General features: G+C 63.1%; 23 protein-coding genes and 2 tRNA genes. 8 read left to right on the top strand and 17 right to left on the bottom strand.

Going from position 1 to position 22,868, the window contains the following annotated elements; all coding sequences use genetic code 11:
• The first annotated feature begins 172 nt into the window (after positions 1-172).
• The 4 genes from selD to VNN55_03580 all read left to right on the top strand — a co-directional run bounded on the left by selD (position 173) and on the right by VNN55_03580 (position 5,242).
• On the top strand, positions 173-1,165 hold the full coding sequence (selD, locus tag VNN55_03595) for a selenide, water dikinase SelD (protein ID HWO56631.1): 993 nt from the start codon (positions 173-175) through the stop codon (positions 1,163-1,165).
• 60 nt (positions 1,166-1,225) lie between these two features.
• Positions 1,226-2,575 (top strand): DUF1015 domain-containing protein, encoded by a 1,350-nt coding sequence (locus VNN55_03590; protein HWO56630.1) that lies wholly within the window; start codon positions 1,226-1,228, stop codon positions 2,573-2,575.
• Positions 2,576-2,669: 94 nt separating this feature from the next.
• Positions 2,670-4,148, top strand: a complete 1,479-nt coding sequence (locus VNN55_03585) for an AAA family ATPase (GenBank protein HWO56629.1) — start codon at positions 2,670-2,672, stop codon at positions 4,146-4,148.
• Positions 4,148-5,242, top strand: a complete 1,095-nt coding sequence (locus tag VNN55_03580) for a VWA domain-containing protein (GenBank protein ID HWO56628.1) — start codon at positions 4,148-4,150, stop codon at positions 5,240-5,242. The genes VNN55_03585 and VNN55_03580 overlap by 1 nt, the downstream gene beginning before the upstream one ends.
• Positions 5,243-5,247: 5 nt before the next feature.
• Here the strand turns inward: VNN55_03580 and VNN55_03575 are convergent, their stop codons facing one another.
• From VNN55_03575 to VNN55_03565, 3 genes are read right to left on the bottom strand one after another with little or no spacing between them, the layout of a single operon-like run.
• The gene (locus VNN55_03575) at positions 5,248-6,333 is read right to left on the bottom strand and encodes a hypothetical protein (GenBank protein HWO56627.1); all 1,086 of its coding nucleotides are present in this window, start codon (positions 6,331-6,333) and stop codon (positions 5,248-5,250) included.
• Between the two features lie 58 nt (positions 6,334-6,391).
• Positions 6,392-6,778 (bottom strand): spore germination protein GerW family protein, encoded by a 387-nt coding sequence (locus VNN55_03570; protein ID HWO56626.1) that lies wholly within the window; start codon positions 6,776-6,778, stop codon positions 6,392-6,394.
• Between the two features lie 11 nt (positions 6,779-6,789).
• Complete coding sequence (locus tag VNN55_03565; protein HWO56625.1) at positions 6,790-7,392, bottom strand: DUF2953 domain-containing protein; 603 nt, start codon at positions 7,390-7,392, stop codon at positions 6,790-6,792.
• A 161-nt stretch (positions 7,393-7,553) separates the two neighbouring features.
• Here VNN55_03565 and VNN55_03560 point away from each other — a divergent pair, with 161 nt between their 5' ends.
• From VNN55_03560 to mscL, 3 genes are all read left to right on the top strand, one after another.
• Positions 7,554-8,345, top strand: coding sequence for a hypothetical protein (locus VNN55_03560; protein HWO56624.1), 792 nt, complete (start codon positions 7,554-7,556; stop codon positions 8,343-8,345).
• 390 nt (positions 8,346-8,735) lie between these two features.
• Positions 8,736-8,888 (top strand): hypothetical protein, encoded by a 153-nt coding sequence (locus VNN55_03555; protein ID HWO56623.1) that lies wholly within the window; start codon positions 8,736-8,738, stop codon positions 8,886-8,888.
• Positions 8,889-8,911: 23 nt separating this feature from the next.
• Positions 8,912-9,352 (top strand): large conductance mechanosensitive channel protein MscL, encoded by a 441-nt coding sequence (gene mscL, locus VNN55_03550; GenBank protein ID HWO56622.1) that lies wholly within the window; start codon positions 8,912-8,914, stop codon positions 9,350-9,352.
• A 66-nt stretch (positions 9,353-9,418) separates the two neighbouring features.
• On the opposite strand, the gene VNN55_03545 is transcribed toward mscL, so the two are convergent.
• Together VNN55_03545 and VNN55_03540 are read right to left on the bottom strand one after the other, a co-directional pair.
• Complete coding sequence (locus tag VNN55_03545) at positions 9,419-9,619, bottom strand: glutaredoxin family protein (GenBank protein ID HWO56621.1); 201 nt, start codon at positions 9,617-9,619, stop codon at positions 9,419-9,421.
• A 61-nt stretch (positions 9,620-9,680) separates the two neighbouring features.
• Positions 9,681-9,762, bottom strand: a tRNA-Leu gene (locus VNN55_03540).
• A 103-nt stretch (positions 9,763-9,865) separates the two neighbouring features.
• Here VNN55_03540 and VNN55_03535 point away from each other — a divergent pair.
• The gene (locus tag VNN55_03535; GenBank protein ID HWO56620.1) at positions 9,866-10,216 is read left to right on the top strand and encodes a DMT family protein; all 351 of its coding nucleotides are present in this window, start codon (positions 9,866-9,868) and stop codon (positions 10,214-10,216) included.
• A gap of 128 nt (positions 10,217-10,344) precedes the next feature.
• On the opposite strand, the gene VNN55_03530 is transcribed toward VNN55_03535, so the two are convergent.
• The 12 genes from VNN55_03530 to VNN55_03475 form a co-directional block, all read right to left on the bottom strand.
• Positions 10,345-10,734 (bottom strand): acyl-CoA thioesterase, encoded by a 390-nt coding sequence (locus tag VNN55_03530; protein HWO56619.1) that lies wholly within the window; start codon positions 10,732-10,734, stop codon positions 10,345-10,347.
• A gap of 166 nt (positions 10,735-10,900) precedes the next feature.
• Positions 10,901-15,061, bottom strand: coding sequence for an AAA family ATPase (locus VNN55_03525; GenBank protein ID HWO56618.1), 4,161 nt, complete (start codon positions 15,059-15,061; stop codon positions 10,901-10,903).
• 271 nt (positions 15,062-15,332) lie between these two features.
• Entirely contained in the window at positions 15,333-15,578 is a 246-nt protein-coding gene (locus VNN55_03520; protein HWO56617.1) for a hypothetical protein, read from the bottom strand.
• Positions 15,579-16,326: 748 nt separating this feature from the next.
• Positions 16,327-17,367, bottom strand: a complete 1,041-nt coding sequence (rtcA, locus tag VNN55_03515) for an RNA 3'-terminal phosphate cyclase (GenBank protein ID HWO56616.1) — start codon at positions 17,365-17,367, stop codon at positions 16,327-16,329.
• Positions 17,368-17,373: 6 nt separating this feature from the next.
• On the bottom strand, positions 17,374-18,084 hold the full coding sequence (locus VNN55_03510; protein ID HWO56615.1) for a hypothetical protein: 711 nt from the start codon (positions 18,082-18,084) through the stop codon (positions 17,374-17,376).
• Between the two features lie 19 nt (positions 18,085-18,103).
• Positions 18,104-18,937, bottom strand: coding sequence for a phosphodiester glycosidase family protein (locus VNN55_03505; GenBank protein ID HWO56614.1), 834 nt, complete (start codon positions 18,935-18,937; stop codon positions 18,104-18,106).
• Between the two features lie 207 nt (positions 18,938-19,144).
• A complete protein-coding gene (locus VNN55_03500) occupies positions 19,145-19,960 on the bottom strand; it encodes a hypothetical protein (GenBank protein ID HWO56613.1) in 816 nt (271 codons plus the stop codon).
• Between the two features lie 139 nt (positions 19,961-20,099).
• Positions 20,100-21,137 carry an ADP-ribosylglycohydrolase family protein gene (locus VNN55_03495; protein ID HWO56612.1) on the bottom strand — a complete coding sequence of 346 codons (1,038 nt, stop codon included), beginning with the start codon at positions 21,135-21,137 and terminating at the stop codon, positions 20,100-20,102.
• A gap of 55 nt (positions 21,138-21,192) precedes the next feature.
• Positions 21,193-21,269, bottom strand: a tRNA-Met gene (locus tag VNN55_03490).
• A 46-nt stretch (positions 21,270-21,315) separates the two neighbouring features.
• Positions 21,316-21,933 carry a SprT family zinc-dependent metalloprotease gene (locus tag VNN55_03485; GenBank protein HWO56611.1) on the bottom strand — a complete coding sequence of 206 codons (618 nt, stop codon included), beginning with the start codon at positions 21,931-21,933 and terminating at the stop codon, positions 21,316-21,318.
• A 10-nt stretch (positions 21,934-21,943) separates the two neighbouring features.
• Positions 21,944-22,156, bottom strand: a complete 213-nt coding sequence (locus tag VNN55_03480; GenBank protein ID HWO56610.1) for a zinc ribbon domain-containing protein — start codon at positions 22,154-22,156, stop codon at positions 21,944-21,946.
• Positions 22,157-22,255: 99 nt separating this feature from the next.
• Positions 22,256-22,868 (bottom strand): hemolysin family protein (locus tag VNN55_03475; GenBank protein HWO56609.1); only part of this gene is annotated, 613 nt, incomplete at its 5' end.

Here is a 22,868-nt window from a genome sequence, read left to right as displayed (position 1 = left end):
CGCGTGATGCTCTTGCTCAAGAATGGGCTACGTTGGAGGCGCGCGAAGACGTATGATTCACCGGCTTCGGCGAACGACCGAAGCGACGAAAGGATGACGCATGTCGCAGTGCTCGGTGCCGGAAGGCGCGCCGATCACCCAGTTTGCGCGCTCGGGTGGGTGAGCGGGCAAAGTGGGTCCGGTGGACCTCTCGGCCATTGTCCATGATCTGGAGATCCCCGTTCCCCCCGAAGTAATTGTGGGGATCGGGACGGCGGATGACGCCGGGGTGTATCGTATCGGCCCGGACCTCAATTTGGTCCTGACCGCCGATTTCATCACGCCCCCGTGCGATGACCCGTTTCTGTTCGGACGGATCGCCGCCGCCAACTCTCTCTCCGACGTTTACGCCATGGGCGGCACGCCCCGGGCGGTTCTGAACCTTTGCTGTTTTCCGACCAAGGGCATTCCCAAACCACAGCTGACCGAGATCCTCAAGGGCGGACTGGAGACGATTAAACAAGCCGGCGCGGCCCTGGTCGGCGGGCACACTGTCCGCGACGACGAACTCAAATACGGCCTTTCCGTCACCGGCCTTGTACGTGACTCCGACATCAAGACCAACGCTGGCGCCCGTTCCGGCGATCTGGTCATTCTCACCAAGCCGGTCGGCACCGGCGCGGTGGTCAACGGGCTGGCGGCGAAACGTCTGGAGCTTTCCCGTGCGCAGCCGGTTCTGGACCGCATGGCGGCCCTCAACCGAAGCGCCTGCGAAGTCATGTTGGCGGTCGGCGGCGCGCATGGTGTGACCGACATCACCGGCTTCGGCCTCGGCGGGCACGCGTGGGAAGTCGCCTCCGCCAGCGGCGTCGGCATCCGTCTCTACTACAGCCGTGTTCCGCGCTGGGACGTCGGTCTGGAGATGCTCGCTCTTGGCATTCACCCGGGCCTGCTTGCCGCAAACGCCCGGTCGTTGGAAGGGCGCATCCAGTTCGACGACGCAATCACCGAGCCGCAGCGCCAGTTGTTTGTCGATCCGCAGACTTCGGGGGGACTGTTCATCACCGTCGATCCGGCGCGCGCCGATGAGATGTTGCGGCGGCTGCACGACGCCGGGATCAACGATGCGGCGATCTGCGGCGAGGTCTTTGCCGCCGACACGCCTGGGTTGGATGTGCGCATCTGACCTTGCCAGCCAGTTCTTGTCTCTGCGCGACACAGGCTCTAACTTGACCGTCTTGGGCGCGTGAATCGACACCGTCCCGACCGAAGGAGACCGACCATCCGTATCCGCCCCTTTGCCGCCTGGCGATTCAATCCCGCCATCGTGGGTGATCCGGCCGACTGTTTCAGTCCCCCGTATGACCAGTTCGATGATGCCTTGGTGGCGCGTTTGCTGGCGCAGAGTCCTTACAACATCGCCCGGATCGTTGTGGCTCCCGCCGGCGGCGGGCCCGACCCGACCGGCGAGCACTACCGTCGCGCCAACCTGGCGCTGGAAACCTGGCTGGCGCAGGGGGTGCTGGTGCCCGACCGCGGTCCGGCCGTCTACCCGTATTCGCAGACCTACAGCGTCGGCGGCCGCAAACTCACCCGGCGTGGTTTCATCGCCCTGGGCGACGTCCGCGACACCGGTCTGTTTTCACACGAGGAAACCCACTCGCACGTGCGGGAGGATCGGGCGCAACTGCGTCTGGCCACCGGGGCCGATTTCGGCCTCATCTTCATGATCTACTCCGATCCGGCGCAGGCGATCGACCGCATCCTGCGCGATTGCGAAGAGGGGGAGCCGATGGCGCAGGCGGAGCAACCCGATGGATCGCTGCACCGGCTCTACCGCTGCGGCGACCCCCAGAGGGTGGCGAAAATTCTCGCGCTGATGGAAGCGCGCGAGTGCGTGATCGCCGACGGCCATCACCGCACCGCTGCCGCCCGCGACACTTGGGAGCGCAAGCACGACGACCGTTGGGCCAACGCCATGATGGCCTTCTTCAACGCCGAGGCGCCCGGCATGACGGTGCTGCCGATCCACCGCACCATCACCCATGTGTCCCATGCCGACATCGACCAGGTGATCGAACGGGTCGCCGAGTTCTTCGACGTCGCGCTCATTCCGATGCCCGATGTCCCCTTCGACGAGCGCGCTTCCTTCCTGTTGGGTCTGGTGGCCGAGCGGGCCCGCAACGGACGCACGGCCTTTGCCATGATCAGCCTCCCGACCGAGATCGGCCTTTTGATCGAGGCGGGGCGGGCGCAGATGAGCCAATGGCCCTGGCCGGCCGATCTGCCCGAGGCCTGCCGCGCCCTGCCCACCGCGGTCTTCGAGACGGGCGTGCTGCGTGCCGCGTTCGGATTCTCCGATGATGAGATCGACCACAGCGAGCGCATCGGCTATCCCAAGGATGCCCCGGCGGTGATCGAAGCGGTCCGTGGCGGCCAGGTCCAGCTGGGGTTCCTCCTGCCCCCCACGCCGCTGGATGCCATCTTCGAGGTGGCGCGTCTGCGTCGCAACCTGCCGCGCAAATCGACGTTCTTTTTCCCGAAACTCCTGACCGGATTGACGGTTCACCGAATCGAGTCCGGCCCGTCCGACTGAGCCGGTGTACAACAGAGAACCGGGCGGGCGGCAAACGGCCCGTATTCCGGTGCGTTTAACTCCCGTATGAAAGCGGCTGAAAGGATCAACCCCGATGACCAACTCACGCCCCACGACGCTGGGCGCGTTCCGTAAAGCGGGCTTCGTCTACGAGACTGTCAAAGACGAGCTTCGCCGCAACCTGATCGCCAGGATCCGCTCCGGTCAGCCGCTTTTTCCCGGGATTGTCGGCTACGACCAGACGGTGATTCCGGCGATCGAAAACGCCATCCTCTCCCGGCACAACTTCATCCTCCTCGGCCTGCGCGGCCAGGCCAAGACCCGCATCGTGCGCGCCTTGACGGGCCTGCTGGATGAAGTGATGCCGGCGATCAAGGGGTCGCCGCTCAATTGCCACCCGTTGCGGCCCGGCTGCGCCTACTCGCTGCGCATGGTCGCCGAGCGGGGGGATGACACCGAGATCGAATGGATCCCGCGCGCGCGCCGGTACCAGGAAAAGCTGGCCACGCCCGATGTGACCATCGCCGATCTGATCGGCGACCTCGACCCGATCAAGGCGGCGCGGGAAAAGCGCGATCTCTCCGATGAGGAGGTCATTCACTACGGCATCATCCCCCGCACCAACCGCGGCATCTTCGCCATCAACGAATTGCCCGATCTGCAACCGCGCATCCAGGTGGGGCTGTTGAACATCCTCGAGGAGAACGATCTGCAGATTCGCGGCTTCCCGGTGCGCATTCCGCTGGACATGCTTCTGGTCTTCACCGCCAATCCGGAGGATTACACCAACCGCGGCAACATCATCACGCCGCTTAAGGACCGTATCGATTCGCAGATCATCACGCATTACCCGACCACCGTGGCCGAGTCGCAGGCGATCACGGATCAGGAGGCCTGGGTGGGGCGTGGCGACGGCCGTCCGCGCATCCCCGACTTCTACCGCGAGATCGTCGAGGAAATCGCTTTCGCCGCGCGCGAATCGGAGTACATCGATCAGTCATCCGGCGTCTCGGCCCGAGTGCCGATCGCGGTCCTGGAGAACATCATCTCCAACGTCGAACGTCGCAATCTCCGCACCGGCGACAACGACCTGGTGCCGCGCATGGCCGACCTGGCGGCGGCCATCCCCGCGATCACCGGCAAGGTCGAGCTGGTCTACGAGGGCGAGCGCGAGGGTCCGCGCATGATCGCGGTCAACATTATCGGCCGCGCCGTGGCCAAGGTCTTCGAGCGCCGCGTCCCGCCGATCGAAAAGGATGGCGGCCTGCCGGCCAAGGCCGATCCGATCTTCGGCAAGATCATCGGTCACTTCAGTGGTGAGACCACTGTCGACGTCGCCGACGACTCCCCCTTTGGCGAGTATGAAGCGGCGCTGTCGAAGGTGCCGACGCTCAGGAAGGTCGCCGAACAGTTCCTCAAGACCGCGACGCCGCAAGAGACCGCCCTGGGGATGGAGTTCATCCTCGAGGGGCTGCACCAGCAAAACCTCATCGCCAAGACCGCTGTCGGCTCGATCTACAAATACACCGACATGCTGGCCACCATGCTGCACAACGTGCGGCGCGACGACTGATGCGTTACCGCTACTCCGAGTGGGATGAGGATCTGATCCGGCGGCTTCTGGCCGACCGCGATCTGATGCGCCTGTTCAACTACATCCTGCTGCAGACCAACGGCGATGTCGACGAGGCGCTGCGCTGGATGCGCTATCTGCAGGAGCGGGGCATCCTCGCCGACGCGATCGACCTCGACGACTTCGAAAAGAAACTGCGTGAGGAACGGCTTATCCAGAAAGTCGGCGACCGCAACCAGCTCACGCCCAAAGGGGAAAAGCAGATCCGGCAGGATTCGCTCGACCGCATCTTTTCCTCGCTCAAGCCCGGCGCGCGCGGCGACCACGCCATCCCCCGCGAGGGGAGTACCACCAGCGAGCCCTTGCCCGAACGGCGCCCCTATGCCTTCGGCGACGCCGCCGCCGACATCGACTACAACGAGTCGTTCCAAAACGCCATGCGTCGCGGCGCGGTCGAGGATCTGCATCTCGAGGAACCCGATCTGGCCGTGCGTCAGTCGGAATCGGCCACCGCCTGCGCCACCGTGCTGCTTCTGGACATCTCGCACTCGATGATCCTCTATGGCGAGGACCGTATCACCCCCGCCAAGCAGGTGGCCATGGCCTTTGCCGAGATGATCCTGACCCGCTACCCGAAGGATGCGCTCGATGTGGTGGTCTTCGGCGATGACGCGCAGGTGATCCCCGTCGCCGACCTGGCCTATGTTGGCGTCGGGCCCTACCACACCAACACGCAGGCGGGGCTGCGCGCCGCGCGGCAGATCCTCATGCACCGAAAACACCTCAATAAGCAGGTGTTCATGATCACCGACGGCAAGCCCTCGGTCATCCGCCGCGCCAACGGCACCCTCTACAAGAATCCGGCGGGGCTCGATCCGATCATCGTCAACCGCACCCTCGATGAGGCGGTCATCTGCCGCAAGAAGAAGATCACGATCACCACGTTCATGGTGACCGCCGATCCGTACCTGCAGCAATTTGTGCGGAAGTTGACCGAGCTGAACCGGGGGCGCGCCTACTTCACGCCCCCCGACCGTCTGGGAGGCTACATCTTCTGGGACTTCATCCACAACCGCCGGCGGCGGCTGAAGTAGGCCGGCTACTCGTTCTCCAGCCCGTCACGCTCGAATTCGTAGATCTTCCCATCCACTGTGGCAGCATACATCGTGTGCCAGGTTGAGCCGCGCGCCGGACCGAAGGTGGTGGAGACCACCGTGCCCGGGATTGCGCGGATCGGCACCTTGATCCAGTCCGCCTGGTCGGAGTTGTATTCGAACAGGCAGAACTCCGTCCCCGACATGCCGAAGAACTCGTTGAACCGTCGCTGATCGCCCTTGCCGATCAGATGTCGCGCCCCTTCCGCGCAGGGCAGGCGGGAGGTCACGTCGTTCATGCGGCCATAGAACAGATAACGCAAATGCCCGTCGAGGCCGGCGTAGAAGATACAGATGTCGCGCGCGGTCGGATCGGCCGATGGCGCCAAATCGGCGCAGCCAGCCGACATCGTGTCCCAAGCCGCCCCGCTCCAGTTCCCCATGGAGTCCTGCACAAATTTCCCGATGACTCCCTTCGGGCCGGCCGTGATGGCGTGAAGGCCCGCGGCGCGGTAGTCGAAACAAATGTGCGTCGCGCCCCCCTCGATGGCGGGCACATCCTTGCGATTCCAACGTCCCGAGGCGCCGATGTACCAGTTGGACACATTGCCTTTGTGGTCGATGACGAACAACTGCGACGGTCCCGGGCGCGCCGGCTCAGTGGCACGCACCGCGCGCGGCGGCCCGTCCAGTTTGGTCACCTCGTGACTGCCCCACCCCAGGTCGCTTTTCCGCAACTCCACGATCTTGCCGGAGGCGGTCCCGACAACGATCGACCAGATCTCATCCGGGCGCAACGCCGCGGCGGTGCCGGTCACGATCGGTTCGCCCACGCTGAAGTCGCTCTTGATCGTCCAGCGACGATCGACATAGGCCAGTTCGACCACCTTGCCCGAACTGTCGACCGCGAAGAAATGGCCGTCGGCGCTGTTCCTGGGCGAACAGATGGCGACAAACGCCAGTTTAGCGAGACCGGTTTCAATCGCCACGGTCGGGTGCCAGCGGGTCGACAGTTGACGCGTGATCGGCTGCAATGACTGGGCCGCGGCCAGAGAAGTCATTAAGGCAAAAGCAACAAGGAAGCGTAGCATCGGAGTCCTCAGGTGCTTGGGTTTCCCGGGCAATCAATCGTTATACACGCCAGCCGGTCTACGGATTCGCATGCGGCGGTTCCGTCGACTTCTTCTCCGACCAGCTCTTGATCGAGGAAATCAGGTCGGGGGCCGCATCCAGCACCGCCTCGACCACGCCATGTTTACGGGTGGTCAGCAGTTGCACCCGATCCTTGTCCAGCACAAGAAACGCCACCGGCTCAATCATGGCGCCGCCCCCGCCGCCCCCGGCGAATCCGGTTCCCTTGTCGGGACGCGACCCCTCGCCGCCGCCCGCGCCGAAGCCAACCGACAGACGTGTGATCGGCACCACCGTGCGGTCTCCCACGGTGACCGGCGCGCCGACAACGCTCTCGGAGCGGGCGATCTGACGCAACTCGCCAACAATGGATTGGATGACACCAATCAGATCCCCTGTCGCCATCTCAGTCTCCTTTATGAATGCTGCAGCGCCCACTGACGCTTTATTCGTGCCAGTCCCCGCCACGGCAGGGTGACCATGTAACGCAGAAAATGCCAGGCCGGGTCCAACAGACGGAACCGGAAGACCAATCGTCCGTGGCTTTCGAACGCGGCGTCCTCGAAATCCGGATGGCTCTCCAATCGCACTTGCGGCCAGCGCGACGCGAGGACGCCGGCCAAAGCGGAGATCATGCCATGCGCCATCCCGGTTGCGGCCGGGTCGCCGGTTCCCAGTGCGACCATCACGTGCCCGCTCTCCAACCGCCAAGACCTCCACAGCCGACGCAGAAACAACAGTGTGACATGCGCCGTGCGTGAGAGCGTGTCGCGGTTTTCGCGCAAGACGCCGATCAGCCGCAACGGATCGATCTGCTCGGAGGCAAGGCGTTCTGTCGCTTTTCGCATCTTGGCCATGGACGGCTCCGCCAAGTCCCGGTTCCAGATGCGACCGCGGAGCCCCAGAAACGACAGCCATATCTCAACCCGCATCGCCTCCCAGACACCAATCAATCGCACCGGCGCGACCAACACGACAATCGCCAGTACGGCCAGTATCTCCAGAATCACCCATCCCATCGCATCCGCCGTCCGGAACCAAATCCCTGCCTGTTAATGTAATATTCGGACGATCCGCATGGGGGGAGATGCTGGTCTCCGGGTGCCGGAAACTCCCGGTAGAATTTGGTAACTTTTCCCCGGCTGGATGCCGATAATCCCAAGACAGGGAGAGGATTACGATGGGTCAAATCAGACAGTTTGTCAGGTCGGCATTTGGATGGGGCGCGCTGGCCCTGGCCACCCTCTGCATCCTGGGGTGCGAATCGACGCCCAACGGCGGCGGCAACGGCGGTGACAAGTACAAACTCGTGGTCGTGCTCGAAAAGGATCTCGACTCCGGCCAGGACATCATCTACGTGCAATTCCGTCGGGATGATCTGGCTATCCCCGGTGCCTTTGTCGTCATCGACGGCGACACGGTCATGACCTCCGCCACGTCAGGACGGGGCAACAAGACTTACAACACGCCGCGCTGGAACCACGGCGAAAAAGTGTTTCTGGCGGCCGTCGACACGTCGGAATCGTTTGTGTACCGCGATTCGGTCGTGATCCCCGATGAGCTTTTCATCGACCAGGTGTTGCCAGCCAATCATATCTGGCGGCCGGTGGACGGCAATGCGCAGGTCTCCTGGACCACCGCGCCGGGCGCGGTGAACTATATGGTCTCCGTCCGGGCCCGCAACCTCTACACCTCCTCCACCGACCTGGCCGAGTACAGCGAATCGCAGACGGCGCTGACCCACGTCATTCCGCCGAAGACCTTTCGCGATGTCGCCGACAACGTCGTTGAGGATGTCTACGACATCAAGATCATTGCCTACGCGCCCAATTTCATCGCCCGTCCCAATGCGCCCTACGAGACACCATTGACAGATGATGTGCCGACGCCCATCCTTCGTGCTGGCATCGACGGGGCGGTGGCCGCGCTGGTGGTGAGCGCCAAAGACACATTGCTGGTTCAGACGCAGTAGCGCGGGACATGCACGGATGATTCGACCCCGGGGCCGGCGCTCCGGGGTCTTTTTTTGCGCGTCGGGAAATTTATCATTGACAAGCCGCGCCGCGCAGAGCACATAGGCATTCAGGCCGGCCTTGCGGTCATGCGGTCGCGTCTGCCAAGGTCCGCGCTTGCTTGCACGACGTGGAAGGATTGCCGAGAGAGGGGCAGGGGACAGGGACGGTCGGCGACCGTCTCCGCACAGAGCAACTTGAAGCGTTACATCAATCCCACGCGCCGCTTGTGTGCGCGCCCGGACTTCTTCATCCGCTCTCAGTTTGAGAGGCCAAGCCCGCCCTCCGGCGGGTTTTTTTGTGGGCCTGAGCAGCTGAAGAAATTGGAAAACCAGGATGACTGGAAAGCGGTGAATGTGCACTGGGAGACCACCTTCTCCGCTCAGGTCTCGCGGGACATCGGCGTGGCGCTGTGTCCACAATGGCTCTATGACAAGGAAGTCGACCGGGCCGGACGGTTCAAGCAGACGCCGGCCGTGGGCTTTTCGTGGAAGAACCTCTAAACGATCTCAAACCTGGAGGTCATATGCTTAAAGAGTTCAAGGAATTCGCCATGCGCGGCAATGTCATGGACATGGCCGTGGGTATCATTATTGGCGCCGCGTTCGGGAAGATCATCTCGTCGCTGGTCGCCGATGTGCTCATGCCGCCGATCGGCAAATTGATGGGGGGCGTGGATTTCAGCAACCTGTTCATTTCGCTGTCGGGCGGACAGTATGCGTCGCTGGAGGCCGCCAAGGCCGCCGGCGCCGCCACCATCAACTATGGCGTCTTCATCAACACGGTGATTGACTTCATCATCGTGGCCTTCGCGATCTTCCTGCTGGTTAAGGCGATGAACAAGGCCAAGCGCAAACAGGAAGCGCCGCCCCCCGAACCCACCACAAAGGCCTGCCCCGAATGCCTGATGGAGATCCCGATCAGGGCCACCCGTTGCGGGCACTGCGCGGTGGTTGTCGCCAGGTAATCGTTGCGTCACATGCGCGCGACGCGCCGCGCGGGAAAAACTCACGGGCGGATCATCGATCCGCCCCTATTCGTTGGGAGTGAGCAACTCGATCAGGCGATCCTGCTCGAATCCGACCACCGGAACGCCGTCAATGAGCGTGACCGGGGTCGAGCGAAAGCCCAGACCGATCAACTCAGCGCGCGCCGCGGGATCGGCGCGCACATCCTTGCGGGTATACGGAATGCCGTTGCGCGAAAGAAACTCTTCCGTCCATTCGCACGGCATTCAGTCGGGCTGGGTGTAAACGATGACCTGCTTCATCGGATCGGTCCGTCACGGCGCTGACTGCGAACGGGGGGAGTTGAACCCCCACGGGTTGCCCCACTGGATCCTAAGTCCAGCGCGTCTGCCAGTTCCGCCACGTTCGCAACTTGCTCGTGCGGACGCCGCTTGGCATACTACCGCACAAAGGTAGTCTACATTCTCCGTATCGACAGATCAAATCGTTTGCGCCGCCGCCGAAGGACCGACATGACCACCATCATCCTCTTGTTCGCCAGCAACCTCTTCATGACCGCCGCCTGGTATGGCCACCTCAAGTACAAGCACGTCGCCATCTGGAAGGTCATCCTCATCAGCTGGGGCATCGCCTTCTTGGAATACTGCCTGCAGGTGCCGGCCAACCGCTGGGGGTACGGCCAGTTTTCCGCCAGCCAGCTGAAGATTATACAGGAAGTCATCTCGCTGACCGTCTTTGCCGGCTTTGCGATCTTCTACCTCGGGGAGATACCCCGCTGGAACCACCTGGTGGCGTTCATGCTGATCGTCGCCGCGGTGGCCTTCGCCTTCTGGCCCGATGTCGTGCCCGTTCGGGGCCGGTAGGGGCTGCGGAAAGGATCCCGCCGCGATCCACCTGCGGAATCGCGGATCCCCCGCGCTGCGGCGTATCGGGATGACAGTTTGGAGAACCGAACTATATGTGGGGCCTTCAGTGCGGCCGGCGGGAGAATCTATTCCGGTTGGACCGCGGTGGGCCGGCCGTCGGCGTCCAAGGCCACCATGACAAACTGCCCCTGCGTGGCCAGGAAACGCTCGCCGGACAGCGGCAGCTCGGCGTGCATCTCGACGGCGACGGTCACCGAGGTGCGGCCGATACGCGTGATGTGCGCCTTGAGCATCACGATGGCGCCTTCGTAGACCGGTTTCTTGAACTCCACCCGATCGGAGGCGATTGTCACCATGACCTTGCGGGCGTACCGGGTGGCGCATATCCAGGCCGCCTGGTCCATCCACTGCAGGGCGTAACCGCCATGCAGGGTGCCGTAGTGATTGACCTGCGACGGAAAGACAATCTGTGTGAGCGTAAACTCGGCGTCGGGAATGGGGAGGTGTTCACTCATGGCATGGGCAATTCATGGTCCGGCGTCCGTGTTCCGAAGCGTTGGCGACGTAATAAGCCCGGTCCGGCGACAGCGATCAAGTTCTATCCGCATCGGCGCGCCGTTTAGGGCGAACGGCCACGCAGGGGGGTCGCTGGCCCCGTGCCGATCCACCGCCCATCCCGCCTCAGATGATCCGTTCCAATAAGAGCGAATCGATCTTGCCGTTGAAATACCCCTTCACATCATCGATCACCATCTTTGTTTCGTGGTCGACAATCCGGTTCTGCCGGCCGGTGAAGTAGGTGCGAACCAGCGATCCCCAGGCACCGTTGTGCTCTGAACCGGGCCGCGCCTGGCTGCGTTGGCGGTAATGGAGGTACGACAAATACATCTCCTGCGGCAGGTTGCCATCCTTCTCGATGGCGGCATCGGCGAGGAAGGTGATCGGAGGCGTCCCGCGTTCAGCCTGCGCGGTCACCTGGCGGCTCAGCTGCGCCACGAAGTGTCCCGCCTGGCTTTTCTTCAGTTTCTGCACCGTGACCGTCGCGCGCCGCGGAGCATCGGCCAGCGGCTGGACATCGGCCAGCACGATCACCTGGCCATCGATCGATTCGCGGCTCTTCGCGCGGCCGTCGGTGTCCACCGACGTCCGACGATAAATCCCGCGCTCATTCTTCAGCAACCCAAACGCGTTCATCCCGCCGATGTGCAACACGACCCCGTACTCCATCCGGTCGCCGGTGAGCGCCTCGCCGACGGCACGGCAGGGGTAACTGCGCCGACGCGCCCAACTCCGGTAGACGCCCGCCAGTTCGTGCACCCAGCGGATGTGATCGCGGCGGCTGGACTCCGCGGCGATGAGGACAAAGCAGTCCGCCGAATCGTACTTGCCCTCCAGCAGGATTTCCAGCTCCGCCGATTCCAGCTCCTTTGAGAGTCCCAGAACCTGCGACCGAACCCGGGCCTTTTCGGCGGCGGCCATTCGCGCCGGTGACGTTTGCAAGAGCGCGTCGATGCGTCCGCAGAGCGACTCCCACTTGTGGATGCGTTCGGTGCGGCGGTTCACCGCGGCGTAACGGCGGACGACTTCGTTCGCCCTGCCCGGCGTGTCCCAGAATCCCGGACGCAGCATCTCCTTTTGCAACGCCTGATGCTCCTGCATCAGCTCCTCATAACGCAGTTTCTGCTTGAGCGAGTCCACCCGGGCGGCCAGCGCGCCGGCCATGCCTTTCAATTCCTGCTGCGAGAGGGCGGTGACATCAGTTTGCTCTTTGTTCTGACGCGCCCGTAGATGGTCGGGTAACAGCCATTCCTCGGCACGGATCAGATGCGCCGTCGGCGTCCCTTCCTTTAGATTGATGCGAATGAGCGCGTCGGCGGGGACGGACTGACCGGCCATCACTTGCGCCAACGGCGTCGCGACCAGGCGCTCGACCGTCCGCTTGATGTTCCGCGCCCCGTAGCGGGCGTCGTAGCCGATCTCCATGATGTGATCGAGCACCAGCGGATCGACTTCGACCTGAATGCCGCGTTCAATGATCCCCTGTCGATCCAGCAGTTTCCCCACCTCGCGGTTGATGATCCGGCGGATTGCCGCTTCGTCGAGCGGAGTGAAGAAGACCAGCTCGTCGATCCGGTTGAGCACCTCCGGATTAAAGAACTCCCGGATGTCCTTCATCACCTGTTGCTGCAGGTCGCCAATCGTGTCGCCGCCGCCGAAGCCGATCTGCCGGTCGGTGTACCGGCGCGCGCCGAGGTTTGAGGTCATAATCACAAAACTCGACTGGAAGTAGGCCGGCGTGCCGGTCTCATCCTGCAGGATACCCTCGTCGAGCATTTGCAGCAGCAGATGAAAGACATCCGGGTGCGCCTTTTCGATCTCGTCCAGAAGTACGATGCTGAAGGGTGACCGGCGCACCTCGGCGAGAAAGTGCCCGGCCTGCGGATTGAACTGATGCGGCGCGGCGATCAATTTCGACGCGGCGTTGGCGTCGGAGTATTCGGACATGTTCAGCCGGATGATGCGTCCCCGGTCGCCGAAGACATACTCGGCGAGAACCTTGGCCATCTCGGTCTTGCCCACACCCGTCGGGCCGACAAACAGGAAACTGCGGATTGGTTTGTTCGGATCGTTGATCCGCGCCTTGAACGACGCCACTGCTTCGGTCACCGGACGGATGGCCTGATCCTGCCCCAGCACACGCTCGGCGAAGAAGGTTCGCAGGCGATCCTGATCCAACGGCACGCGTTCATCGACGATGAATTCGGGGATGCCGGTCGCGCGGCAGAAGGACGCGGTGACGTCGCCGGCGCCGACGGCGCCAGACGGTCTCGCTTCCGTCTCACGAGTGGCGATGACGCCGTCAAGGATCTCGCGCGCCTTGCCCGGAAAGGCACGGTAGGGCATGAAGGTCCGACCCAGGTTGTAAATCTGCTGCAGCGCGGGTGGGGAGAACTCCAGCGACCCCGCCGATGGCGCGTGCGCCCAGCTGTGAAGAATCTCGATCATCTGATCGCGCGACGGCTCGGTGACCGGAATCTCCTTCGCCATACGGAAGAACCGCGGTTCGCGCGCGCGCAGGTCCTCCAGCTGGCGGTGCGTCATCTCGCCGATCACAGCGATCTGGCGACGCTCGAGCAGCGGCAGGAACACGTCGGCGAACCGCGATTTGTCATCAGACACGCGCCCGACGCCGAAGATGTTATGCAGATCTTCCAGGTAGATGATCCGCTTGTTGTCCAACGACGCCATGTGACAGAATGCCAGCAGCCGCTCCTGCCAGGTGCCGAGAATGCCCGCACCCGCCACGAGAACGCTGGTGGATGACTCGATGATCGCGTGTCCTTCCAGGCCGCTTGGAGCGGCGGGGCCGGCCAGCGCACAGGCCAGCGCCCGCACCGTCTCGCTTTTCCCGACGCCCGATGGCCCGGTCAATACGATGCAGAGGGGTCCCCCGGATTGCAGCGCGTGGGCCAGACGGGCAACATCCGCCGCGGAAGCGGACACGGGCGCCGCCCGTTTCTTGGCCCGGTACTGCGCGGTCAGATCGATGCCGAATTCCTGGAGTTCCGCCTGCTCCGGTTTCTCAAGCTTTGCTTCGGAGACGCCCGGCTTCTGCCGATCCCGACGCGATTTGGCGGGAAGCGCGTCCGCGATCAAGTGCAGGGCGTAGTTGAATTCACTCGGGTTCTGGCCGGGATAGATGCGACGGGCGATGTCCTCGTCGAGGCGCGCGGCGAGTCTTTGGGCATCGCGGAACTCCTTTTGCTCGATGCGAGCCCACATCAGGAAGTAGCGAGACTCGATCGAATCCGCTGCCAGCGAGCTCAGCAGCTCGGCGCACTCGATCAAAGACTCCCGGGCACTGAAGAAGTCCGAACGGTGTTCCCGGTGATAGAGAAGCAGCCGCAGGAAGAACGCGGCATAGGCCATCTGGTCGCCGATTTCCAGTTGGATGGCGTAGCCAGGGTGCTTGGGATTACCAAGATGTTTCTCTCGGAACTCCTGGTATACGGCACGGGATGGTTCCGGTTCCGCGTCCAGGTAGCGCATCTGCGTCTGCCGCCCGAGGCCGCGGTCGGCATAGAGCGTGAGGTACTCCCAATGGATGGCGGCCAGCAGACGGTCATCGCCGCCGCGGCGCCGCCATTTGATGATGTCGTAGATGCCCCGAAGTGCATCGCCGACGGGACCGTCATTCCGTTCCATCTGGCGCAGAAGGAAGCGAATCGACTGCTCGTCCATTCCGAAATAGCCGAAGCAGTCGCCGAGGATGAAATAGTGACGATGGCCGAAGTAATTGGCGTTCTGGCTCCGGCGCAACAATTCCACCGCCGTCGGCAACAAATCGATCGAATGCGCCGCCTCGGCCTGCAGATAGCACAGTTCCGGTTTATGGCGGAATCGTTCCTTGATCGTGTCGACCAGCCGGAAGGCCTCGTCACGATAATTGCCGCTGATCAGCAGATTCTCCAGCCGTCCATAGATCGCCAGGGGATCGAACGAGTCCCGCACTCCTTCCCACAAGGCCTGAATCTCGGCGTCGGCCCCGTCTTCCAGCGCGGCGTAGGCGTCCGCCAACGCGAGGTAGTAGTGCGCGTCGCGTCCGCCCGCCTTGATGGCCCGTTCGTACCAGGTGATCGCGTCGCGGACAAACTGCCGCCGCATCAGCGCATCGCCGTACCGGTGACAGAACTGCGGGAGATTTTCAAACCGCGATGCCAGCGCCTTGCAGCGCGCCACCGCCCCGGCGAAATCCCTCTCGTTCAACAACCGCGTGATCTCGATGTCTTCGGCGCGAAACTGCTCGGCCAGCAAGGTCCGTAGCTTGTCGGAACTGGTCATCAGCGTCTTTCAGGCCATGGTCGATCTGGCGGTTCGGTTGGACGGCTGTCAACAATCTAAGTCCGATTTGTCTCAAAGGCAACGGGGGCGGCAAGTGCGCCGCAGATGCTACACTCCGGCGTAGAAAAGCGGACGGATCGGCTCCCGCATTTGGGGAGTATTGTGCCAAATGGTCTACAAGCCGCCGCGCTGGATGCTATTACATAAATTCCCTTCGCCTCCTCTTTCGGCGGAGCGACACGTGGGCGGCCGCGAATCGTACGGTCGCTCTCTAATCCAGGAACATCATCGGGCTCTCGCCGCTGACCAAGCGCGAGGTGTACTCGGCGTTCATCAGGATCCGATGCCCGTACGGCAGACGGATCGTCCGATGATCCCGGTAGGTCAGGGTGCCCCGCGCGTAGGTGGTCATGTCGCGCTTCATCACCTTCCAGTCCCAGCGTTTGCGCGAGGGATCCTGCAGCAGCAGATCACGATAGGTCTCTGCGGAGATTGCCTGGGGACTGCCGACACACATAGACCGTGGTCCCGCCGCAACGGTACAGTTCTTCCACATGATGCGGCGAGCCGAGACCGCGGCGAATCTGCTCATTCTTCATGCCATCGCCTCGTTTGCAACCAAGCTCGGCTCCGCCAGCCGTGTACATCCGGGTACACGTTCATACGAACGGACGCTCCGATACGGGCAAAGTGCTTCTTCAAGTGCGCGAGCCGGTCCATTGTCTTCCTCCCTCTCCCTGGTAAGGCACTCTTAATCCTGCACACGCGATCCGGGCAAAGCTCTCCACCGCCGTTCCACAGTAAGCGTGGCCAAGCCGCGCATCATGCGCGCTGATCTGCTGTATCCTCATGCCGGAGGGCGTTCGCTCTGCGCGGCGTGTACTAATGGACAGGCGCACCACGGCATCGCGGCAGACACGAACGCATCCACCCGGCCATTGCTCTTCAGTTGTGATGGTGGCAGACTACGATGGAAGAAGGGGGAGGGGTGACACCAATGATTCGGAGCGTGCTCGCTCGCTTGTTCCCTATCCCTCGACTCTCCAGTCAGTCTGCCCTATTGCAACTCGCCTACCTAGCGATCGCACCGGTGTCCTGCGACTGCTCATTCTGCTGCCTCCTTCGGCATGGTTGACAGGTTCGGAACGGTGCAACATGCGGACTCCTATTCCGGGCACGCATCATGCCGCGGATGGCACTTATACGCGTGCCGCGTATCGCTGTTGAAGAAAACAGTGTTGGGTCGCGGGTTTTGTAGAAAAAAATCAGATGGCGCCGCGCGATTCAACCCGCACTTCCCAGATCTGCTTTTCCACGGCGGCCACCGGAATCCTGACCGGCAGAAATTGCTCAATCACCTGGATGTTGGTAAGGGTGTGGAGTGTCGGACGCACCGTGCGGAAGACTCCGCCGCCGGCCAACGCCAGCGGGATTAGCAACTGGTCGGCCAGGTGCGAGCCAACCGGCGCGTCCGACTCAACATAGGCAGCCACCTCATCGGCGAGACGTTGCGCGACCTGTTCGGCGGAAACGCCGCGCTGCCCGATAGCGGAAAACACCTCGGTCAAATGCTCGCTTTCGATTGCTACGAACAAAACATTACCGGGCGAGATGGCATTGGCAGACGCGTCGATGCGCAATTGCTCGCGGCTCCAGGAAAAACGGCTCGCCAGCGCCCGCAATTCACGGTGCGCGATATCCTCATTCAGTTGGACAACCAGCGCGCGTGCCAGCGGAGGTCGCATCGGGCCGCGCGCCTGAAGCGACAGGGGAGAGAGTCGGGCGACCGGAGCGATCGTTGCCTGCATGCGGCCGCCGCCGGCAGGGTAGAACCCATACCGATCGAGGCGCAGTTGCACTGTCGGCCCCATCCGGGCCAGGAGCGGGGCGAAGGTCTGGCGCAGAAAGTCGAACGGCGGGGCAAACGGGTTGTGTGTGCCCCCCTCCAGAATCAACTCCGACGGGGCATCCGCCAACATCAGCGCCGGCAGCACGGTCTGCAACAGCAGCGTGCAACTGCCCGCGGTTGCGATCGTGAACCGATACGATCCGGGCCGCACCGGGCCGGGGGCAAAATACAGCGACGTTGAACCAACCGCGGCGCCGCGGACCTCCGCGCCGCTCACTTGCGCCGCCGCCCGCACCGCGGCCAGATGCTGATGCCCCAATCCCGGCTTGGGACGGTGTGCGCGTATGTTCTCGATGCGGACCGGCGTCCCGGTGACCAGCGACAATGCCACAGCGCTGCGCAGAATCTGCCCGCCGCCCTCGCCCATCGCGCCGTCCAGAGTGACCAACTCCGCCATGTTTGTTTAGTCCTCGACTTCGAACCGCTCGTCGCGCAGCCAGCGCCGCACCAGCGCCTCGTTCGGGAGCAGCCGCCCGACCACGCGGTATCGCGAAATCGCCAACACCGAGGATGTCAGCGCCGACTCGCGGATGACCATCGACGGCGGCGCGTAGGACACATGGCAGAAGTCCACCGACCCATCCTCGACGATCAGGAAACCGACGTGGCAATCAAGCCCCACCATGTAGAGTCCGTCGCCCATGGCCGCCACCTCCGCGACGAATCGTTCGAGCGGCGCATTCGACCAGCGCCGCCGAAGCGGTCGGGAGACGAAGCTGGCGATGATCCGTTCCGATGGCTCCTGCGACAGACGCACCCGCGGGAGATTGAAGCCGACATCACGCAGGCAAGTGGTGACAAAGTACCCACAGGCAATGGTCCCGACACCCGGGGTCTGGGTCGTGCCGTTGTAATCCCACGCCGTGCCATACCAAAGCGGGAAAATTGAATCGCACAGCCACATCCTCAGCCGATGGCTTGCGACATCGATCAGACTGTCGCGGGCCGAGCCGTTGCGCGCAAGCCGGAACTCGTCGCGCAGACGCTCGGTCTCTGTCCGGACGGCATGCTTCGTCAGCGCGTATTCGAATGCGACTGGCCCCGGCGTCGCGGTCTGGGCGCTGGCTGTCACGGAAACGATCCCGGCCAGCAGGACGAGCAGAGCCGCGCACATCCATGCGCTCGCCAATCGGTCAGCGGAGTGTGTCACGCGGGACAATCCCCAGGACATTCGGCAACGGCCTGGCCTCGCGGTTGTGGTCGTTCTCATTGAACCCAGTCTCATAACTGCCCGCGACATCGCGTGTGATCGAACCGTAGCGCAGATAGAACTGCGCCTCCGGTCCGCCTTCGAGATGTTGCGCGCAGACCAGATCGATCGGCAACTCCAGGAGGATGTTGTTGAACTCGTGCATCGGGTACGGCGAGCGGCAAAAGATGAAGAGGATGCGTCCCTGACGGTCCTCACCCAGCGCCGCCTCGCTCCAGCGCTCGTCCGATGGCGACCAGCGGTTGTCGCCGGGACGGGCGATCAGTCGCAGATTCTGGATCACGCAATCATACTGCGCCATCACCGTGTCCCATTCGACCTGGTCCAGGTCAACGATGCGAAATGGCGGCAGCCCGTCGCGACGCGGCGCAAACGCCGCCACCGATTGGTAGTTGTTCTTACCGGCGCTGTTCACATGCCCATCGCAGCGCATGTACCCGACGTGCGTGCGGAAATCCTCCTGATACATCCCGGCATTGATGGCCGCCGCAAGGCCATATCGCTCGCACCATTGCCGGGCCGTCAGGTTCCCGGTCTGCCGGCTTGCGTCGCTGGCCGTCAGCGCTATCAGCTCCCAGTGGACGGGATCGACGCGCAGAATCAAGACAAGCGAGTCTCCCTCCGAGGTGCGCCGTTGCGCCTTAAACTCTCCCAGCTCCAACCCGGGGGCGAGGACAGCCCAGTCCCCGGCCACACCCGCCAGCGGGGACAGGAGGATTGTCGCCACGATGATCGTAGACCTGAAGCGATGCCGCATCCTTCTCACTCGATCTCCGGCGCCGGGACTCCCATAGCCGCCAGCGCCTCGGCGGCGCGCTGGAGAGGATAAGGAGCGCAGTTGATGCAGAGCGAACTCAGAAAGTGGTCTACCAGTCCGTTGACAGCCGTGATGGAGCCACCCGGCATGTGCCTATCCAGTTGTCCGGGCAACGCCCCCCGGGACTTGCGCCACTTCGCCCACCGATTACGGATGGCAGAACTTCGACTCCGCCGACGCGCCGCGAAGCGCGACATCAATCATCATGACCACGTCGATGATATTCGTCTCGCCGGAGCAGTCTACATCTCCCGCTCCGTGCAATGATCTGGCGTACCACGAACACCCGCGGGGCCTGATCGGCGGGGTGCCGCGAAAAGCGACGTCAATAACTGAGACGACATCGCGAACGTTCGTCACACCGTCGCAGACAGGATCGCCGTGGCAGCGACAGACCGATTCCGGTCCAGGCAGGTACTCGAGAAGCCGATATTCAATTGCTGCGCCCCCAACGCCGATCATAGCCCACCATACGGGGCCGATGTCGCGCGCGAATGCTCCGCTCCAATAGATGTCGTAGCACGCGGGAGGAAGGCATCCTCCGAACATGCAGATGGCATCGTCGTATGACCCCTGTGGAGGCGTAATCTGCCAACCGCAGGGGACCGTCTGCGCAAAGTCATGGCCATCCATTTGGCCCGGCGACCACGGTTCCGAATACGGCCGGGAGAACAGAAACAACGGCTTCTCTTCCGCGCCGGGCGAATCGCAACGATAGATGTCGCCGATGGAATCACCCCGGACCCAACAGGAGAACGACGGCAGCCAGGGCGTAGAGAGGTGATAGAACATCTGCCCGCATACGAGCCGGACATCGTCAATACGGGCAGTCTCCTGACCGAGGACTGTGTCCAGGATGTTTCCGTATTTCTCGTAAACCCACTGGCTTCCCAGCGTCATCGGGAAATACGGCGACTGGGCCGCCTGCGCACCCGTCGCGGCGACCGACAGCACGACGACCAAAAGCCCCCCCACAAGGACAAGCATACGCGACTCGCGCATCAGACCCCCGTGGTCAATAGTTGGACTGCGACAGCAAATCTATGATAATATCTAATCGCCGGAATCGTGCCGAAATATCTTTCGGGTGAGTGGAAATTAGTCAGCCATTGCGACCGGGTGAATCCGCCATCGCATGAACGAATGCGGCCTCGGCCAGTGTCTCCAGTTCCCGGTACCCCCATTGTCCGAAGTCGTTGACGCGCATCGCCAAAGCCCGCGGTACTCCCTCGATCCCCAGATGGGTGCCACTCAATGCGCCGGTCATCGCCGCCGTCGTGTCCACATCGCCGCCGACCGCAATCGCAGCGCTGATCGCATCGACGTAACTGTCAGGGTGGCGCAGAAAAGCATACAGACTCCAGAGCAGACTGGGGATCACAAAAGGCGAGATTCCCGGCCATCCGTCTTCGAACCCCTGGGCCTTGCCGGCGCCGCAGATGTGCGCTCGCGCCTGCGCCTCAGGACGGTCCAACCACATCCAAAGTTCTTCGATCAGCCGGGCAAACTCCGCATGATATGGTTCCATCGCCGCCGCCAGACGACCGAGGAAGTCAATCGGTCGATCCACGGCGCCGTCATCCAGGATGAGCGCCACCGCGAGGGCCATGCCGACCGATCCGGCCGCGCAACGCGGGTCATGATGCGTAATCCAGCCCTGCTCTTTCGCGACTGTGGTCAGTTCCCGTCTGTTCCGGAGGTAGTACAGACCGATTGGTGCGGCGCGCATGATGGTGCCATTTCCCGCCGACGGAGCCGGATCACCCGCCTGGTCCCATGCAATGCCTCGATTTAAACGCCGCGCGGCATTGTCGCAGGCAATTCCCCGGCCGACCACTCGGTCTTCGCGGAACATCCGCGCGATCCGATCGGCATAATCGACCGGGTTCCAGCCGCGCTGTGTGACCAGACTCTCCCGCAGTTCTCGCGCCAGTTGCGAATCGTCGGTGTACTGCCCCGACCAATCGATGAGATCGGGCAACTCGCCGTCAACCCACCGCCGCAACGCCTCACGGATGTACTGCTGGCAGGCATCTGCGTCATAGCCCTCGACCGGGCGGCCGAGCGCATCGCCCAGGCATTCACCGATCAGGCAACCGACATACTGGCTGCGAGTCGGACCTGTGGAGGACGTTGCCAATCGTCCCTCGACATCCGTGAGCGTAAAGGTGCGGGCGTACCGTCCCGCGCGGGATTGGTAGCGGTGCAGGGACTCGAACCCCGGACACGCGGATTATGATTCCGCTGCTCTAACCAGCTGAGCTACACCGCCCTTGGGGAGGCAATTTTAGGGGAAATTCACAGCCGAGTCAAGCCGTTCACTGTTGATCGATCGATCCGAACAGTCCCGGCGCGGCGGCCGCGGTCGCCTGGCGACGGCGGGAAACCGGCTCCGTACGCGGATGGCGGCGTTGCGTGCCTGACATGGGACGAGCCCGATGCGCGCGCTCGGGTTCGATTTCCCGCTTGAGTATCAGCCGGAATTGCGGCAAAAGCCGCCCGCGCGAACACCGTCCACAGTAGAGTTCCGCCGGCTTCATCCGACGGTACTCGCGCCAACAACTCGGGCAGGCGTACACCAACCGCGCCTTCGGATGGATGCCATCGTATTCGCGACAGTGCACGCTTGCGCCCACCCGCTGAGCTTCGCGACGGAACGCCGGGCCGTGTCCCGCATAGCGCAGGTGAATCATCTCGTGCTTGAGGGTGTCGTCGACATCCTGCGGGAAGCGCTCGTGATAGGGGCGCGACAGCGTGATCAACAGCCGGTGCCGCTGGCAGGTGCCGGCAATCCGCATCCGTGTCGACCAGCGGATGGACGCCGCCGGCAGGCGCGACTTGAACAGCGTCTCGTTGAACCAGTCAAAGCGGCGTTGCAGCTCCGCCTCATCCGGCAGAGCCGCCATGCTCCCGGTCAGCAGATCCAGTTGGCTCATGCGTCGGGGATCAGTTGTCGAAGCTGCAGCCGCAACAGCCGCCGCTGCCGCAGGCGGGCGCCGCATCGTGGCCGCCCGAGGTTGTGGCGAAGGCCGCCTGCTTGCGAATCAGGACCGTCGCCTGGCACTGCGGACAGGACAGCGAGGCCGCTTGATTGTCCGAGAAAACCAGTTCTTCAAACGTGTGATGGCAGGACTGGCATTGATAGACATAGATGGGCATGTGCTTGGTCTCCGTCGGAGCCGTGGCGCGGTTCTCCGCGGATCAAGTTAGCGCGTCGCGCCCCGTCGCGCCAGCGCGTTCCGCGCGCGGGTGGGCCAATCAGGACATGGAAGGGGACTGCGGCAAACGGGCGATACGAACCCGACGGATGCGCTGGCCGTCCATCTTCTCGATCGTGATCTTCCAGCCGTGCTCTTCGATCGACTGCCCGACCCGCGGGACGCCGCCGACACGGTCGTAAATGAGGCCGCCGATGGTCTCGAATTCCTCATCGGGGGCCTCGATGCCCAGCTCCTCGGCGATGTCGAACAACGAGACCACGCCGTCGGCGAGGATGACATCGTCGCTTTCGCGCTCGATGGGCCGCCTTTGGCCATCGTGTTCATCCTCGATCTCGCCCACGATCTCCTCGAGGATGTCTTCCAGCGTGACCAGCCCCGCGGTGCCGCCGAACTCGTCGACCACGATGGCAATATGCGTCTTGAGCCGCTTGAATTCTTCCAGGAGCGCATCGACGCGCTTGGTCTCGGGCACGACAAACGCGCGGCGCGCCAGCGCCGACAGTTGGATGTCGCCTTCGGCCTCGGCGCAGAAAAGGTCTTTCACGTAGAGGATGCCGACGATGGTGTCGAGCGTCCCATCGTACACCGGCAGGCGGGAATGGCCGGACTCGACGATCTTTCGGCGCACATCCTGCACAGTGGCGTCCACC

The organism is bacterium (genome assembly GCA_035559435.1).
GTDB lineage: Bacteria > Zixibacteria > MSB-5A5 > WJJR01 > WJJR01 > JACQFV01.
This window is presented reverse-complemented; position numbering and strand designations above follow the sequence as displayed.

Bases quoted from the DNA above. Each gene is read 5' to 3' on its own strand.
- VNN55_03585 (HWO56629.1), top strand. From the start codon at position 2,670: ATGACCAACTCACGCCCCACGACGCTGGGCGCGTTCCGTAAAGCGGGC.
- VNN55_03580 (HWO56628.1), top strand. From the start codon at position 4,148: ATGCGTTACCGCTACTCCGAGTGGGATGAGGATCTGATCCGGCGGCTT.
- VNN55_03575 (HWO56627.1), bottom strand. From the start codon at position 6,333: ATGCTACGCTTCCTTGTTGCTTTTGCCTTAATGACTTCTCTGGCCGCG.
- VNN55_03570 (HWO56626.1), bottom strand. From the start codon at position 6,778: ATGGCGACAGGGGATCTGATTGGTGTCATCCAATCCATTGTTGGCGAG.
- VNN55_03565 (HWO56625.1), bottom strand. From the start codon at position 7,392: ATGGGATGGGTGATTCTGGAGATACTGGCCGTACTGGCGATTGTCGTG.
- VNN55_03560 (HWO56624.1), top strand. From the start codon at position 7,554: ATGGGTCAAATCAGACAGTTTGTCAGGTCGGCATTTGGATGGGGCGCG.
- mscL (HWO56622.1), top strand. From the start codon at position 8,912: ATGCTTAAAGAGTTCAAGGAATTCGCCATGCGCGGCAATGTCATGGAC.
- VNN55_03545 (HWO56621.1), bottom strand. From the start codon at position 9,619: ATGCCGTGCGAATGGACGGAAGAGTTTCTTTCGCGCAACGGCATTCCG.
- VNN55_03535 (HWO56620.1), top strand. From the start codon at position 9,866: ATGACCACCATCATCCTCTTGTTCGCCAGCAACCTCTTCATGACCGCC.
- VNN55_03530 (HWO56619.1), bottom strand. From the start codon at position 10,734: ATGAGTGAACACCTCCCCATTCCCGACGCCGAGTTTACGCTCACACAG.
- VNN55_03525 (HWO56618.1), bottom strand. From the start codon at position 15,061: ATGACCAGTTCCGACAAGCTACGGACCTTGCTGGCCGAGCAGTTTCGC.
- VNN55_03520 (HWO56617.1), bottom strand. From the start codon at position 15,578: ATGTGTGTCGGCAGTCCCCAGGCAATCTCCGCAGAGACCTATCGTGAT.
- rtcA (HWO56616.1), bottom strand. From the start codon at position 17,367: ATGGCGGAGTTGGTCACTCTGGACGGCGCGATGGGCGAGGGCGGCGGG.
- VNN55_03510 (HWO56615.1), bottom strand. From the start codon at position 18,084: ATGTGCGCGGCTCTGCTCGTCCTGCTGGCCGGGATCGTTTCCGTGACA.
- VNN55_03505 (HWO56614.1), bottom strand. From the start codon at position 18,937: ATGCGGCATCGCTTCAGGTCTACGATCATCGTGGCGACAATCCTCCTG.
- VNN55_03485 (HWO56611.1), bottom strand. From the start codon at position 21,933: ATGAGCCAACTGGATCTGCTGACCGGGAGCATGGCGGCTCTGCCGGAT.
- VNN55_03480 (HWO56610.1), bottom strand. From the start codon at position 22,156: ATGCCCATCTATGTCTATCAATGCCAGTCCTGCCATCACACGTTTGAA.